14 protein-coding genes are annotated in these 15858 nt (G+C 63.7%); 4 read left to right on the forward strand and 10 right to left on the reverse strand.

The features are described from left to right. The first annotated feature begins 26 nt into the window (after nucleotides 1-26). Together AC0L2D_RS02905 and AC0L2D_RS02910 are read left to right on the forward strand one after the other, a co-directional pair. Nucleotides 27-1163, forward strand: a complete 1137-nt coding sequence (locus AC0L2D_RS02905; RefSeq protein ID WP_473540311.1) for a vWA domain-containing protein — start codon at nucleotides 27-29, stop codon at nucleotides 1161-1163. Beyond that, nucleotides 1163-2050, forward strand: a complete 888-nt coding sequence (locus AC0L2D_RS02910) for an amidohydrolase family protein (protein ID WP_064994052.1) — start codon at nucleotides 1163-1165, stop codon at nucleotides 2048-2050. Before AC0L2D_RS02905 ends, AC0L2D_RS02910 begins: the two co-directional genes overlap by 1 nt. Nucleotides 2051-2054: 4 nt before the next feature. On the opposite strand, the gene AC0L2D_RS02915 is transcribed toward AC0L2D_RS02910, so the two are convergent. The 7 genes from AC0L2D_RS02915 to AC0L2D_RS02945 form a co-directional block, all read right to left on the reverse strand. After that, the gene (locus AC0L2D_RS02915; RefSeq protein WP_063172539.1) at nucleotides 2055-2462 is read right to left on the reverse strand and encodes a carboxymuconolactone decarboxylase family protein; all 408 of its coding nucleotides are present in this window, start codon (nucleotides 2460-2462) and stop codon (nucleotides 2055-2057) included. A gap of 218 nt (nucleotides 2463-2680) precedes the next feature. Further along, nucleotides 2681-4177, reverse strand: coding sequence for a sugar ABC transporter ATP-binding protein (locus AC0L2D_RS02920; protein WP_013530841.1), 1497 nt, complete (start codon nucleotides 4175-4177; stop codon nucleotides 2681-2683). After that, entirely contained in the window at nucleotides 4177-5226 is a 1050-nt protein-coding gene (locus AC0L2D_RS02925; protein ID WP_473540312.1) for an NHL repeat-containing protein, read from the reverse strand. Before AC0L2D_RS02925 ends, AC0L2D_RS02920 begins: the two co-directional genes overlap by 1 nt. Continuing rightward, the gene (locus AC0L2D_RS02930; RefSeq protein ID WP_127367323.1) at nucleotides 5223-7346 is read right to left on the reverse strand and encodes an ABC transporter permease; all 2124 of its coding nucleotides are present in this window, start codon (nucleotides 7344-7346) and stop codon (nucleotides 5223-5225) included. Before AC0L2D_RS02930 ends, AC0L2D_RS02925 begins: the two co-directional genes overlap by 4 nt. 82 nt (nucleotides 7347-7428) lie before the next feature. Then, nucleotides 7429-8457, reverse strand: a complete 1029-nt coding sequence (locus AC0L2D_RS02935) for a sugar ABC transporter substrate-binding protein (RefSeq protein WP_063168531.1) — start codon at nucleotides 8455-8457, stop codon at nucleotides 7429-7431. A 66-nt stretch (nucleotides 8458-8523) separates the two neighbouring features. Next, nucleotides 8524-9510, reverse strand: a complete 987-nt coding sequence (locus AC0L2D_RS02940) for an ABC transporter permease (protein ID WP_473540313.1) — start codon at nucleotides 9508-9510, stop codon at nucleotides 8524-8526. Between the two features lie 240 nt (nucleotides 9511-9750). Further along, the gene (locus tag AC0L2D_RS02945; RefSeq protein WP_473540314.1) at nucleotides 9751-11214 is read right to left on the reverse strand and encodes a DHA2 family efflux MFS transporter permease subunit; all 1464 of its coding nucleotides are present in this window, start codon (nucleotides 11212-11214) and stop codon (nucleotides 9751-9753) included. Nucleotides 11215-11335: 121 nt separating this feature from the next. Here AC0L2D_RS02945 and AC0L2D_RS02950 point away from each other — a divergent pair, with 121 nt between their 5' ends. Both AC0L2D_RS02950 and AC0L2D_RS02955 read left to right on the forward strand, forming a co-directional pair. Beyond that, the gene (locus AC0L2D_RS02950) at nucleotides 11336-12337 is read left to right on the forward strand and encodes an ornithine cyclodeaminase family protein (protein WP_473540315.1); all 1002 of its coding nucleotides are present in this window, start codon (nucleotides 11336-11338) and stop codon (nucleotides 12335-12337) included. Further along, nucleotides 12334-13815 (forward strand): HAL/PAL/TAL family ammonia-lyase, encoded by a 1482-nt coding sequence (locus AC0L2D_RS02955; RefSeq protein WP_473540316.1) that lies wholly within the window; start codon nucleotides 12334-12336, stop codon nucleotides 13813-13815. The genes AC0L2D_RS02950 and AC0L2D_RS02955 overlap by 4 nt, the downstream gene beginning before the upstream one ends. A gap of 9 nt (nucleotides 13816-13824) precedes the next feature. Here AC0L2D_RS02955 and purU read toward each other — a convergent pair whose 3' ends face one another. Genes purU through AC0L2D_RS02970 form a run of 3 tightly spaced genes read right to left on the reverse strand, consistent with a single transcriptional unit; the run spans nucleotide 13825 to nucleotide 15852 of the window. Further along, nucleotides 13825-14706, reverse strand: a complete 882-nt coding sequence (gene purU, locus AC0L2D_RS02960; protein WP_013530834.1) for a formyltetrahydrofolate deformylase — start codon at nucleotides 14704-14706, stop codon at nucleotides 13825-13827. Then, nucleotides 14703-15503, reverse strand: a complete 801-nt coding sequence (locus AC0L2D_RS02965) for a 3-methyl-2-oxobutanoate hydroxymethyltransferase (protein ID WP_127366970.1) — start codon at nucleotides 15501-15503, stop codon at nucleotides 14703-14705. Before AC0L2D_RS02965 ends, purU begins: the two co-directional genes overlap by 4 nt. 34 nt (nucleotides 15504-15537) lie before the next feature. Then, nucleotides 15538-15852 carry a MocE family 2Fe-2S type ferredoxin gene (locus AC0L2D_RS02970; RefSeq protein WP_013530832.1) on the reverse strand — a complete coding sequence of 105 codons (315 nt, stop codon included), beginning with the start codon at nucleotides 15850-15852 and terminating at the stop codon, nucleotides 15538-15540. Nucleotides 15853-15858: the final 6 nt, after the last annotated feature.

Here is a 15858-nt window from a genome sequence, read left to right on the forward strand (position 1 = left end):
GGCAGGACAGAGGGGGGCGACACAGAATGATGCGGGAAACAAGCTTCCCCCGCGCCGCCTCGCCATTCCTGGGTTTTGCCAGGCTCTTGCGCCGCTACGGCTTTGCCATAGCCCCCGAGCAAGTCTCCGGCTTCATGCAGGCGGTGACGTTGCTCGGGCCGCGCTCGATGGCCGACATCCGCGAGGCCGCCCTCGCCACGCTGGCGCCGCCGCCCGACCGCCGCGACGAATTCGAAGCGCATTTCCAGAGCCATTTCTATGGCAACACGTCTGCCATAGTCGAAGGCGACGCCGACGAGGAAACCCGCATCAAGGATGATGGCGGTGCGAGCCAGGAAGAGATCGAGGTCATCAGCCATCAGGAAGGTGGCGAACTCTCTTCCGGAGCCGAACAACTGAGTACCCGCGATTTCAAGCGCGACGACGACAACCTTGCCGCTTTCCGCCGCAGGCTCGCTTCAGCCTTGCCCGTCCGCCGCTCGTTCCGCACCGTGCGCACGCATTCGCGCGGCAAGCTCGATCTGCGCCGGTCGCTGCGGGAAATCGTCAGCGCCGATGGCGACGTACCCTCGCCGCTGCTGCGCCGCCGCCAGACCGTGCCGCGCAAGCTGCTGCTCCTGATCGACGTTTCCGGCTCGATGAAGCTGCACACCGCGGACTATCTGAAGCTGGCGCATGCCGCCGTGCAAGGCGCGGACCGCGCCGAAATCTTCACCTTCGGCACGCGGCTGACCCGCATCACCACGGCATTGCGCATCCGCGACCGCGACCAGGCATTGGCCCGCGCCGCTGCCCAGGTCGACGATTGGGACGGCGGCACCCGGATGGGGCCGACGCTGCTCGCTTTCCTCTCGGTGCCGCGCTTTTCAGCCTTTGCACGCGGTGCCGCTATCGTCATCCTGTCCGACGCGCTGGAACGCGGCGATCATGCCGAGTTGGAGACAGCCATGCGGCGGCTGAGCGCCCGCGCCTTCCGGCTGTCGCTGGCCACACCTTTGGCCGGCGACCCGCGCTTCCGGCCGGCAACGGCGGCACTTCGCGCCATCCTGCCTGACCTCGACGATCTCGTCGACGGCTCGTCGCTTGCCGGTCTCACCGATTTCATCCTGTCGCTCGCCCGCCCTGCTCCGGCGGCGGCGACAATCTGGAAGAGGGTTTCATGATGCAGAAAACCATCGACGCACATTTTCACATCTGGCGCCAACAGGACCAGCCATGGCTGGTCGGACCGATGGTGCCGCGCATCTTCGGCCCCTACGAACCGATCCGGCGCGACTATCCAATCGAGGAATTTCTCGAAGACCAGAGGGATTCAGGCGTCGAGAAGGCCGTCTACGTCCAGACCAACTGGGCCAAGGAGGATTTCGAGAAGGAAGTCGCCTTCCTGCAGAAGACGTCCGACGAAACCGGCTGGCCGCATGCCATCGTCGGCTACACCGACATGACCGTCGACGATATCAGGCCTCAGATCGATCGCTTGATGAAATACAAGCTGCTGCGCGGCGTGCGCATGCAGTTGCACTGGCACGAGACCCCGGCCTTCCGCTTCGCCGCCTCCGCCGATCAGGTGATCGACCCGAAAGTGCGCGCCAATGTGGCGCGGCTCAAGGATTATGGCCTGTCCTTCGACCTGCAGCTCTTCCCCGCCCAGATGAAGGACGGCCTGACGCTGGTCGGCGAGAACCCCGAAACGAATTTCATCCTCACCCATGCAGGCATGCTGACCGGCATGGAACCGGAAACCACCGAGGCCTGGAAGGCAGGCCTGCAAACGCTGTCGGCGGCGCCCAATCTTTACGCCAAGCTGTCGGGCCTCGGCACCTTCGTCCACCGCAACGATCCCCTGCTGATCGCCTATGTCGTAGACAACGCGATCGATATCCTGGGCGCCGACCATCTGATGTTCGGCTCGAACTTCCCGATCGAGAAGCTGTGGACCAGCCACGCTGAGCTGATCAAGGCGCACCGCGACGCGGTGGCCAAGCATGGTGCGGTGGCCGAGGCGGATATCTTCTGGAACACGGCGGAGAAGGTTTACCGGCCGGTGTGACGCCTCACTTCACCTCGAACTGCGGATCGACTGGAATCTGCATCGCCGTCACCAGATGGTTGGTCTGGCCGGCGAGCCCGATGATCGACACCAGTTCGCCATGCTGCGCATCGGTCATGCCCTTGGCGCGGGCTGCCGCCGTGTGCGAGTGGACGCAGTAGGAGCAGCCATTGGCGGTCGACACCGCGATGTAGATCATCTCCTTGGTCAGCGGATCGATGGCGCTGTCGGCGACCATCACCACCTTCAACTGTTCCCAGATCCGCTTCAGCGCCGGAGGATCATTGGCCAGCCCGCGCCAGAAATTGTTGACGAAATCAGATTTGCGCGTCGCGCGGATGTCGTCGAACACGGCTTTCACGGCGGGAATCTTTTCGACCTCGGCATCGCTGAGGAGTTTTGTGGTGGCCATGGGGTTTTTCCTTCGTTGGATCGTTGCGTGAATTGAATCAGGTCTTGAGCAATTGCGGCCAATCCACTCGTCCGATTCACTTTTCCAGCGCCGGCGTCTAGATTCAGGTCAGGCCGAGTCGAAAATGGTGAGTTCCGAGAACCGGAGCGGAGCGTACTTTTCGTACGTGAGCACCGAAGCGCAGGAAACCGCCATTGGCAGGCCGGCCTCACCTGAATCTAATGCACGGCCGCGTACATGATCTTCTCCTCCGTGGCCTCCGCCGGCGAAAACTCCTCGACGATGCGGCCCTGGCGGCAGACCAGGATGCGGTCGGACAGGTTCATGATCTCCGGCAGGTAGGACGAGATGACGACGACGGCCAGCCCCTCATCGGCCAGCCGGTTGATGATCTGGTGGATCTCGGCGATCGCGCCGACATCGACGCCACGTGTCGGCTCGTCGAAGATGACGATGCGCGGCTTCTGCACCAGCCCCTTGCCGATCACCACCTTCTGCTGGTTGCCGCCTGACAGCTCGACGACGCGCGCATTGTCGTTGATTGCCTTGATGTTCAGCGTCTTCGTCCATTCGGCCGAGAGCGCGCGCATCTCCTGCGTGTTGATCACCCAGGCCTTTTCGCGACCCGCCGCCAGCAGTCCGCCGAACAGGTTTTCGGCAATGCCCATCGTCTCGAAGATGCCTTCGCTCTTGCGGTCCTCGGTGACATAGACGATGCCGTCGGCCACCGCTTCGCTCGGCACGAGATAGCGCACCGGTCTGTCATCGAGTTCAATCGCGCCGCCGCGCAGGAAATCCCGCTTGTAGATGCCTGAGACGATCTTGAATGTCTCGGTGCGGCCGGAGCCGATCAGCCCGAACACGCCGGTGATCTGGCCCTCGAAGATCGAAAAAGACGTGTTGCGCACGACATTGCTCATCGAAATGTCCTGCACCGACAGCACTTTCTTGCCCGCCTTGCGCAGCTTCGCTTCGTCGCGCTGGCGGTAGATCTGTCCCGATAGCGTGCGCCCGACCATGGCGGAAACGATCCTGTCGCGGTCGAAGGCGGATGTGTCGTCGGTAATGACCAGCTCGCCGTCGCGCAGGATGGTGATGCGGTCGGCGATATCGAGCGCCTCTTCCAGCGCATGGCTGATGAAGACGATCGAGACGCCGCCCGCCTTCAGCCGGCGGATCAGCGCGAAGAAGTGCCGCTTCTCCTCCGGCGTCAGCGTCGCCGTCGGCTCGTCGAAGATGATGATCTCGGCATTGTGGTGGACGGCGCGCGCGATCTCGACCATCTGCCGCTTGGCCGCACCCAGCGTTGCCACCATGGCGTTCGGATCGACCGGAAAATTCAGCGACTGCAGGAACTGCTGCGCTGAAATGTAGGTGCCGCGCAGCCGGTTGAGGAACTTTTCGGTGCCGAGATAAAGGTTCTGCGCCACCGTCATCGACGGCACCAGGCTGGTCTCCTGGAACACCATGGCGATGCCGGCTTCAAGCGCTGCGTGCGGCGAGGCGTAGGCGATTTCCTGGCCCTTGTGGAACATCTTGCCTGAAGTGGCGTCGACCACACCGGCGATGATCTTGGTCAGCGTCGATTTTCCCGCGCCGTTCTCGCCGAGCAGCGCATGGATCTCGCCCTTGCGCAATTCGAAGCTGACGTTCTTCACCGCAGGCACGCCACGATAATTCTTGGTGACGTTTTCCAGCCGAACGATCGGTTCCATCAAAAACCTCCCGCATCGATCGCCAGCACGCAGTCGCCGCCTCTGGAGGCGACAAACAGCCGGCCGTCCTTTTCCGCAACGCTGCAGATGCCATGACGCGTGCCGTTGGCGCGGCTGTGCAGGCTGAACAGCGGCTGCATCTTCTGGTCGAGCCTGACCACCAGCCCATAGGAGCGGCTCGGCGACCACGGCTTGTGGATGCCCATGGTGCGGATGCCGCCGCATTGCAGCGGCTCGAGGAAGCTGCGGCTGGACGCCAGTGCCGGCGCGATCCAGTAGGCCGGCGGCACTTGGCTCAGCATGTCCTGCCGGTAATGCGTTTCCTGCAGCACGAATTCGATCAGCCGGTTGCGCGGCGCAAACAAGGTCAGCCAGGCCCCACCATCGGCGGACGGCGACAGCCTCGCGGGATAGCCTGGCAGATGCGTCAGAACCGTCGAACGGCTGCCCGTCGCGCCGCCGAAACGCACCAACTGATGGCGCCAGCTTTCACTGACAAGCACATCCTTGCCGACAGGATGCAGCCCGTAGGGAAAGGCAATGTCGCCGGCGAGCTTGCGAAAATCACCGCCTGCCGCGTCTCGCTTCCAGAGCGAACCGGACGCGCCCTTCTTCATCAGATCGGCGGCCCATTGCGATGGCGCATGCTCGGCCGAGCCGTTCGCCAGCCACAGCGTGCCGTCATCCGCATAGGCTAGTGCGGTGATGCAGCTGATCCCGGCCGGCAGTGAAACGTCGCTGCCGCCAATCAGCAACTTGCCGCTTTCCAGCCCGACCGTCAGTTCGCCCAATGGCGACAGCGCCAGCGCGGTGACGGCAGACGGAAAGGTCTCGACCACGACAGGTTGCGCTCCAGCAGCAATCGAATGGATGGCGTTGCCGCTGGAGACCAGCAGCCTGTCACCGGTAACCAGCAGATTATCCGGTTCCGTCAGCTCGGCAAAAGCCGGCGCATCATCCAGCCGCGTATTGGGGCGAAAAGCGCCGTCGAGCGGCGGGATGGTCACCGCCTTGCCGCGGAACAGGTCGAGCACCGGGTCGAGGATCATGGCTTTGCTCCCCAATAGGAAGCGGGGCTGGTCCAGTTCGGGTCGGCGCCTGAAATCTTGTAGCGGCCGATGCGGTTGTTGAGGATGCCGCCTACGAACAGATACCCCTTGTGCTCGCGCATCGAGGTGACCATCGGGTGCGCGCCGCCGGTGAGATCGCCCATCGCCTCGACGATGCCGCCCCTGTCATTGAATTTCACCACACCGCCGGTGTTGATGTTGGGGAACAGCCATTCGTCCTGCGGCAGCCGGCGCGTCATGCGCTTGCGCATGTCGGGATGGCGCAGCGACAGGTCGAAGCTCGGCGTGCGCATGCCGAGCCACGCCATCCAGTAATTGCCGTCGGAGGCGCGGTTGATGTTGTCGGGATAGCCCGGCATGTCGCGGATGACGCATTCGGCGGTGCCGGCCTTCGGCCCCTCCAGCCAGTAGCGGTGCACGCGGCAGGCCCAGCTTTCGGCGAAGAACAGCGACTTGCCGTCATGCGCCATGCACACACCGTTGGTGTAGCGGTAACCGTCGAGCAGCGTCTTCGTCGAACCGTCCTTCGGGTCGTAGACCAGCAGCCGGCCGGTGGCGCGGTTCTCGATCGAGTCCAGCGCCCAGTCATGCGCATCGTAGCGCTTGGTCGAGTCGGTGAAATAGATGCGCCCATCGGGTGCGATGTCACAGTCATTGGGGTCACGCAGCCGTGCATCGTCGACGATCGAGGTCCACGAGCGCGACGTTTCGGCCGACAGTCTTTTGACCTCACGATCCGGCGAGACGGAGTAGAGCCCCATCGCGCCGACGCAGCTGATCAGATTGCCTGATTTGTCGAAGGCCAGCCCCAGCGGGAAACCGCCGATGTGGGCAAACACCTCCGACCTGACATAGTCCGGCGCGAAGAAGCGGACGATCTCGCCATGACGCGTGCCGCAATAGAGATTGTCGTCGCGGTCGAGGATGACGTCTTCCGGCCCCTCCAGCTCGCCAAGCCCGATATGCTCTGCGGCCGACAGCCTGTTGTCGAGTTCGTATGGCGTGCCCGAGCCGGGTGCGGCCGACTGTGTCTCGCCCATCTTGAGATAGACCGGCGCGACATAGACCTCATTCAGCACCTTGTGCCGGTTCTTCAGCCAGCGGATGTCGATGGTCACCGCCACCGCCAACATGATGCCGAGCACCATCTGGTTGGTGCCGGTGCCGTAGCCCAGCCGGATCAGCCCATTGGTCATGGTCAAGACGATGATGGCGCCCATCAGCCCCTTGATCACCGAGCCTCGGCCACCGCCGAGGCTGACGCCGCCGACCACCGCCGCCGTCAGCGCCATGATCTCGAGGTTGAGGCCGGTTCCCGGCCCTGCCCCGCTCAGCCGGCAAGCAATGAGGAAGCCGCCGATCGAGGCGCAGAAGCCGGAAAAGACATAAGTCATGAACACGGTGCGACGCACGCGGATGCCGGCATTATGCGCCGAGCGCCTCGAGCCGCCGACCGCCAGCACGTGCCAGCCGGGCCGCGAACGCGTCAGCGCGATATGGGTGACGATGGCCAGGATGATCGCCAGCCACACCGAGACGGACAGCCCCCAGAAGGTGCTGTCGCCGATGAAGTCGAGCACATCCGATGTCGCGGTCGAGAGCTGCACATCTGCGGCATAGGTGGTGACCAGGATGTCGAACAGCGCCCGGCCGAAGATGAAGGTCACCAGCGTGGTGAGGAAGGCGCGCAAGCGGAGATAACCGACGAGGTAGCCGTTGATGGCGCCGAAGATGAGGCCGGTGGCGAGCGATGCGGCCAGCGCCAGCCAGATCGACTGTTCGAGGATGAAGAAGACATAGACGGCGGAAAAGCACGACAGCGCGAAGATCGAGCCGACCGACAGATCGATGCCGCCACCCAGCATCACCACCGTCATGCCGGTGACGACCATCGAGAACTCGCCGAGCTGGCGGGTCGATTCCTGCAAAGCGGTCAGCTTGAAGAAGCCGGGAATGACCGAGCCGAAGGTCGCCAATGTCGCCACCAGCGCCAGGAACGGAATGGCGTTGTCGGTCCAGCGTTTGGTCAGTATCTCGCCGACGACATGGTCGGGCACGAGATTGTAGCGCCAGGACTGGAGGCGTTCGCGAAAGGACATCGGCTGCTGCTATTCCATGAGGGGACGAGGTGACCGGATCCTTCCGGTCACCTCGCTTGTACTTCAGTCGAAAAGGTGCGGCTTACTTTGCCGCCGCCGCTTGTGCCTGCAGCGCCTTCAGGTCCCAGCAGCTGTCGGGCTTGAGGTCGGCCTTGGTCGTCGCCTTCTCCAGCGTGTAGATGTAGGTGTGCGAGGTGCCGGCCGGCTGGCCGCTCTGCAGCAGGAACTTGATGATGGCATTCATGTCGCCCGACTGGCGAGCAAGATCGGTCATCACCACAGCGCCATAGGTGCCGTCGACCAGCTTGTCGCAATCGGCCGCCTTCTCGCCGCCGCCGGTGGTGACCAGGAACACCTTGCCGTCGAGTTTGGCATCGCGGATCGCGGCGGACGCGCCGGTGGCGTCGCCATCCCAGAAATCGATGATCGAGCAGATATCCGGGTTCTGCTGCAGCATCGTCGTCGTCACGTTGCGCGAGGTCGTCGCATCCCAGTTGGAATCGGGCTTGGCCACCACCTTGAAGTCGGGATTCTTGTCCAGCACCTTCATGATGCCGGCATACTGATAGAGGCTGGAGGAGTTCGCCTGGTCACCCTGCACAAGGCCGATCTTCTTCGACGAGTTCGGGCCGCAGCCCTTGATCGCCGCTTCGGCCTCGAGCTGGCCAAGCCGGTCCCAGTCACTGCCGATAAAGGCGTCGGCCGGGAAGTTGGCGGGATTGTCGACCAGGATGACATAGGTGCCGGCGGCCTGTGCCTTCTTCATCAGCTTGGAATAGGAGTTGAGGTCCGGCGCGTGGATGATCAGCACATCCGGCCTGGTGTCCGAGGAGATGGCGTCCGTGATCGCCTGCGCGCCGGCATCGACGACCCAGTTCGGGTCGCGCGTCTCGAACACGCCGCCCCAGGCCTCGACTTCGGTCTTCAGATAGTGCGCCCAGCCCTGCGCTAGGTCGAAGCCCATTGCCAGCGGCACCAGCATGACTCGCTTGCCCTTGAGCGCCTGCGCGTACGCAGTCGGCCCCGGATCGTCGGCGGCGAAGGTTGGCGCCACGAAGGCGGTGACAGCGAGCGCCGTGGCGGCGGCCATGAGTGTCTTGATCAGTTTCATGTCGGATCCTTTTGCTTTGGTCGTTGTTATCAGCGGCCGGCCCCAACCGTCCGCCGCAGTTCAGGTCTAAATGTCGCCCTGCTGGGCGGTCTGCTCGTCACGTGGATTGATGATGCCGTCGACGATGATGGCGCCGAGCAGGATCGCTGCCTTGATCAGGTTCTGGTAGAGCAGCGGAATGTCGATGATGGTCATGGCGTTGAGCAGGATGCCGATCAGTGCCGCACCGACCAGCACGTTGCGCACCCCGCCGCGCCCGCCGGACAGGCCGATGCCGCCGATCACCGCCACCAGCACGATATCGTAGAGCAGCGTCGAATTGACGACGCGGGTGTTGATCGAATGCAGGCTCGCCGCCGTCAGCAGGCCGGCGACCAGAGCGACGAAGGCGGAAAGCACATAGCGCAGCACCAGCATCGGCCGCACCGGCATGCCGATGTTGCGGGCGGCCACCGGATTATCGCCGGCAAAATAGATATAGCGGCCCCATTTGGTGTGGCGAAGGAACAGGAAGAACAGGAACGCCAGGCCGGCGAAGACGAACACCTCGATGGGAATGTCGAGGAAGCGCAGGCCACCGAGCAACTCGACCCAATGGCCCTGCGGGACCGGCACGGCATCCTGCGTGATCAGTTGCGAGCGTACATAGCCGAAGACGAAGGAGCCTGTCGCCAGCGTCACGAAGATCGCCGGCACGTCGGCATAGGCGACGAGAAAACCATTGAGCAGGCCGATGGCCAGCACACCGGCCAGCACATAGGCGAAGGCAAGCCCGTCCGGCGCCCCCGAATTCAGCAGTTGCAGGTACCAGGCGACCGACATCGCCATGATCGCGACGGCAGAGAGGTCGATGCCGCGGCCGATGACGACCACGGCCATGCCGAGCGCAAGGATGCCCAGCACCGACACGGAGCGGACGATGGCGACGAGATTGTTGGGGTCGATGAAACCTGGCAGGCCTATAGCCGCTGCAACGAACAGCACCACGGCGATGGCAAAGACAATGCCTTCCTGGTTCAGGCTCCTGAAATTTGGCCAGCCGATGGTGTTCATGTCTGCGTTTGCCCCGATGGCAGCGCTGCCATCCCTGGGAAAGAACGCTAATCGGCCCAACGCCGGTTCGTCAAATGAATCCGCGCCCGGAACCCAGGCCGGCTGCGATATTTATCGAGTGGACGCATCGATTGCCGAAGCTGGCGCAATGCGCGGAAAACTCTGCGCTTTTGGCAATTGGTTGCGCCATTGCGGCCGCACGCGAAAGCGCTGCACCAAGGCAAAGGGACAGGACGGAATTTATCTCAGCATCAGGCGGAAAAATCGATCTGAATTTCCCGGCGAGTGCCCGGAAACCTCCGCGCCCGCACCTGGCGGGAGCACGAGAAAACGCAACGCCGCCACCAGCCCGATTGCGCCGATCGCCAGAAAGGCTACTCGAAAATCCACAAGATCGAGAGCGGGGCGATCCCTGACGATCTGCGACAGATTAAGGATCGCCGCCGCCACCGCGACGCCAAACAGCATCGCCACCTGCTGCAGCATCGAGGACAGCGTCGCCGCGGAGCTTCGTTGCGACGCATCGATGTCGGCGAAGGCCAGCGTGTTAAGGGCGGTGAACTGCATCGAGCGCGACAGGCCGGCAATCAGCATCAGCGCCACCACCAGCGTTTGCGGCGTCTGCGGCGAGATCGCTCCGCAAGCCATGATCGAGGCCGAGGCGATGATGCCGTTGACGACCATCACCGAGCGGAAACCGAAACGGCGCAGCGTCGGCGTGGTCACCGTCTTCATGCCGAGATTGCCAAGGAAATAGGCCAGGATCATCAAGCCGGCATCGACAGGCGAAAGGCCGAAGCCAACCTGGAACAGCAGCGGCAGCAGGAACGGCGTGGCGTTGATCGCCACCCGGAAAATGGTGCCGGCGGCAAGCGTCGAGATGGCGAAGGTCAGCACCTTGAACGAGGAGAGATCGAGCAGCGGATGCGGCGCGCGCCTGAGATGGCGCACCGCCAGCCAGCCGAGGACGATGCCGGCTACGATCAGCAGCGCTGTCGGCAGCACGCCGTCCTCGGGATGCGCGATACGCTCGAGACCGTAGAGCAGCAAGGCAAGTCCCGCCGATGTCAGGAAAAAACCGGGCCAGTCGAGCGGCTTGGGGTCGGCCTCGCGGTCGCCTGGGATGAAACGGGCGACCAGCGCCAGCCCGATCACGCCGAGCGGGATGTTGATGAAGAAATTCCAGTGCCAGGACAGATAGGTGGTGATGAAGCCGCCGAGCACCGGCCCGACCACCGGCGCAAACAGTGCTGGCCAGGTGATCAGCGCCGTGGCGTTGAGCAGTTCGGATTTCGGCGCATTGCGCAGGACGAGAATGCGCCCAACCGGCGTCATCAGCGCGCTGCCGAGCCCTTGCACGACACGTGCGGCGACGAACTGGGTCAGGGTTTGCGAGAGGCCGCAGGCGAGCGAAGCCAGGGTGAACAGGACGATCGCCAGCAGGAAGATGTTGCGCGCCCCGAACCGGTCGGCGAGCCAGCCCGACAGCGGCACGAACACCGCCATGGTCAGCATGTAAACGGTGATGCCGATGCTCATTGCCACCGGCGACACGCCGAAGGAGGCGCCCATCTGCGGCAGCGATGTCGAGATGATCGTCGAATCCAGCAACTGCATGAAAAAGGCGATGGCGACGATCAGCGCCACGCGCCGCGCATGGATGGCCGTTTCGGACAAGGTTGCGGTCTCGGGAATGGCAGTCATGACGGAACCGGTTTGAACAGCATCTCCCCGGCGGCGTCCAGAGACGTCGCAACAAACTTTCGTGTGCCGCCATGGCCTGCTATGGAATGAATGGGGCCGTCGAGGAGAGTATACGCGTAACATGAAGCCCATCTACATCGACTACCTCAATGCCCTCGATATCGATGCCCTTGCCATGACCGATGGCGAAATCATCGCCGCCGTCGAGGCTGGCCTGGTGGCGCAAGGCAAGGGCCAGACGGTGATCGAACCGCGCGTCCATCTCGAGCCGGACCCGTCCTTCCACGGCCATTTCAACGTGTTGCGCGGCTACGTCGCGCCGCTCGACACGGCCGGCGTCAAGATCGTCGGCGACTATGTCGACAATTACCTGCATGGCCTGCCTTCCGAATTCGGCATCCTCAACCTGTTCGACCCGCGCACCGGCGCGCCGCGCGCCATCCTCGACGCCACCGTCATCACCGACATGCGAACCGGCGCCGTCACCGCCATCGGCGCCAGGCATCTGGCGCGCAGGAATTCCAAGGTGCTGGCCCATATCGGCGCGCGCGGCACCGCCTACTGGAATGTGCGCCTGCTCGACCATCTCTTCGATTTCGACGAGATTCGCGTCCATTCGCGCCGCCCGGAAAGCCGCGACGGTTTTGCCGCCGGACTCTCCGCCGATCTCGGCAAGACGGTCACAGCGGTGGCCGACTGGAAAAGCTGCATCGAGGGCGCCGACATCGTCGTCGAGGCCTCGCGGCTGCCGGAGCCGCAGCCGTTGCTGAAGACCGAATGGATCAAGCCCGGCGCGCTGGTCGTGCCCTATGGCACGATGAGCGCGGTGGAACTGTCGTTGACCGACATAATGCAGAAAATGGTCGTCGACGATTGGGGCCAGTGCAAGGGCGGCAAGTTCGGCTCGCTACGCGCCCATGTCGAGACCGGGCGGCTGAGCGAGAAGACGCTGCATGCCGAGCTCGGCCAGATCGCCGCCGGCCTGAAAGTCGGGCGCGAAAGCGACGACGAAACGATCCTGTTCTGGCATCGTGGCCTGTCGCTGTCTGATATCGCATTGGGCAAGGCGATGCTGGCCAAGGCGCAGGCGCAAGGCATCGGCCAGAGACTGCGCTTCGCATGAGCGCGCTCGTCCTCACCGGAACCGGCGTCGGCGTCGGCGATGTCGCTGCGGTCGCCCGCGATGGGCGCAAGGTGGAGATCGGACCCGATGTCATCGGCAGGCTGGAGAAGGCACGAAAAGTGCTCGACCAGGCTGCAGCGTCCAGCCAGCAGATCTATGGCTTGAACACCGGGCTCGGCGCCAATCTCGGCACTGCTGTAGAGGGCGATGCCGGAGCCTTCCAGCGCCAGTTGCTGGAGGGACGCAGCGGCGCCGTCGGCGAAGGATTGCCGGTCGATGCCGTGCGGGCAAGCATGGCCGCGCGTGCAGCGATGCTGTCGGTTGGCGGATCCGGCCTTTCGTCTTCCGTCTTCGTTGCTTTGCTCGACGCGCTCAATGCCGGCGTCCATCCCGTCATGCCCTCGCTCGGTTCGATCGGAGCCGGCGACCTGGTGCTGATGACGGCACTCGCCCGCATGCTCACCGGCGAAGGCGAAGCCGACTATCAGGGCCGTCGCATACCGGCGGCCAAGGCGCTGATGATGGCGCGCCTCGCCCCGATCAGCCTGGCGCCCAAGGACGGGCTATCGCTGATCAACGCATCGGCGGTTTCCGCCGGCAGCGGCGCACTTGCAGTGACGGATGCCCTCACTGCCCTGGCCCAGCAACAGCATGCCGGGGCTCTGACCATGGAAGGTTTTGGTGCCAACCGCACCATCCTCGACCCGCGCCTGCATATGGCGCGCCCGGCAGCCGGCCAGCAGGAAGCAGCCAAGGTGCTGCACAATCTGCTCGTCCGAGACGAGGCGCCGGCACCGACCACCTTGCAGGACCCGCTGTCGATCCGCTGCATGTCGTCGGTCCATGGCGCACTGATCGAGGCGATCGGCCAGGCGAGACAGGCTGTCGAGATCGAGCTCAACGCCGCCGCCGACAACCCGCTGGTGCTGGGCGATGATGAACTGGTACTGTCGACCGGCAATTTCCACACCGCCGCACTGGCGCTCGCCTTTGAGACGCTCGGCCTGGCGATCGCCCAATGTGCCGCGGCCAGTGCCGCGCGCTTCATCCAGCTCACCGGTTCGGGCCGCAATGGCCTACCGAAATATCTGTCGCCGGTCGGCGGCGCCTCCGCCGGCTTCGTACCGCTACAGAAGACAGTGACCTCGATCCTGGCCGCCATCCGCCATAAGGCCAATCCGGTGATGCTCGACTTTCTGGCCGTGTCGGAGGGCGTCGAGGATCACGCCACGCAGACACCTCTGGCGGTTGCGAAATGCGCAGGGATGATCGCGCCGTGGCGGCGGCTGATCGCCTTCGAATTGATGGCCGCCGCGCAGGCCATCGACCTGCGTGACGGCTTCACACTGGCGCCGCGCACGGCCGCACTTCACGCGGTGATACGCGCTCTCGTCCCCATGCTGAAAGAGGACCGGCCGCTCGGTATCGACGCCGAAGCGCTCTACGCCGCGCTCGCCGGCGGAAATTGGCCGGCCTGACGCGGCTTCTCAGAAGACGACGGTCTTGTGGCCGTTAAGCATGACGCGGGCTTCGAGATGCAGCTTGACGGCGCGCGCCAGTACCCGGCTTTCGATGTCGCGCCCGACGGCGACGAAATCCTCGGCGCTCATCGCATGGGTGACGCGTTCGGTCTCCTGATCGATGATCGGGCCCTCGTCGAGGTCGGAGGTGACGTAATGCGCCGTCGCACCGATCAGCTTGACGCCGCGGTCGAAAGCCTGGTGGTACGGCTTGGCGCCCTTGAAGCTCGGCAGGAACGAATGGTGGATGTTGATCGCCCGTCCGAACAGCCGGTCCGACAGACCTTTTGAAAAGACCTGCATGTAGCGCGCCAGGATGACCAGTTCGGCCCCTGTCCGCTGCACCAGGTCCAGCAGCTTCTGTTCCTGTTCGGCCTTGTTCTCCTTGGTGGTCGGCCAATGGTGGTAGGGAATGCCCTCCAGCTCGGCGAAGCGGCGGGCATCCTCGTGGTTGGAGACGACGGCTGCAACCTCCGCGTTCAGCCAGCCGACCCTGATCTGGTACAGCAGATGGAGAAGCGCGTGGTCGAACTTGGAGACCATGACGATGATCTTCGGGCGGCGTCCCTGATCGACCAGCGCGGTCTTCATGCCGAAGCGGTCGACGCTCGATTCCAGGGCCCGCGCCAGACTGTCCCCGGTCGAGCCTGGCGGGCTGATGAAGGCGATCCGCATGAAAAAGCGATTGGTCTGCCGGTCCCAGAACTGGCTGCTTTCGGCGATGTTGGCGCCGTTCGCGGCAAGCTCCGCCGTGACGGCGGCGACGATCCCCGGCCGATCCTCGCAGGAAAGCGTGAGAATATGAACCGGCGCGGCCTCGTCCGTCGCATCATTGCCTTGAGATTTCACGCCCCGTCGACCCTCTTCATGAACAGGCTGAGTTCAGCCGGATCCATATGCACCACATGCCTGTCTTCGGGATAGGCGAGACTGTTCACGTCGGCAACATATTCCGAAAACGCGGCGATACGCTCGGCCTGCAAACGATCATATTCGGCGGCGAAATTGCGATACACCTTGGAATGACGGGGCATGTGGCCACGGTTCTGGCCGAGAATGTCGTCGGCGAACAGATATTGCGCATCGCAACCGGTACCCGCTCCCATCGACAGCATGATCAGCGACGTCCGCTCCGAGATCGCCTTGGCCACCTCGACCGGCACCACCTCGATCTCGGCGCCGATGGCGCCTGCAGCCTCCAGCTGCTTCACCGCCGCGAAGATATCCATGGCGGTGTCGGCGGTCTTGCCGACCGCCTTGAAGCCGCCAGTCCAGGTCGCGCGGGAAGGAATGAGGCCAACATGGCCGATCACCGGGATATTGTCATCGGCCATCCGCTTGATCGTGGCGTAGCCGGCGCTGCAATAGACCGCGTCGGCGCCGGCCTTGTAGAGCCGGAAGGCCCAGCGCACGAAATCGTCCGCCGTGCCGATCTCGTAGAAATTGTCGCCCGGCATGGTGAACAGGCTGGGCGCCGCGTCGCGGTACTCAGGGTTGAGCACCAATTCGGGCGGCACCGAGACGATGTCGACCCCTGCGCGCTCCGCGGCCTCGGCCTCGTCCATCGTCAGCACACGCAGCATGGTCAGCTGTCGCTTGCCCTTCATGGCGCGCAAATCCGCCACAGTCGGTCTTTTTCGGCTCATCAAAAGGGTTCCCTCAGTTGCATTCGGCGGCAGGTCAGCCGATCTGGATCATCACTTTGCCAGCCTCGACCTTCACTGGATAGGTGGCGAGATTGACGCATACCGGTGCGCCTCGAGCCACGCCCGTCTTGTAGTTGAAGCGGCCATTGTGCTTGGGGCATTCGATGATGTCGTCCATCACCAGCCCATCGGCCAGATGCGCCTTCTCATGCGTGCAGTACCCGTCGGTTGCGAAGTACTCGTCATCGGGACTGCGATAGATGGCGAAGGTACGGCCGCCATGATCGAAGCGGATGACATCCTCTTCCTCGACATCGTCGACGCCACACGCTTCAACCCAGTCGGCCATCTGCTT

It is taken from the genome of Mesorhizobium sp. WSM4833 (genome assembly GCF_055811095.1).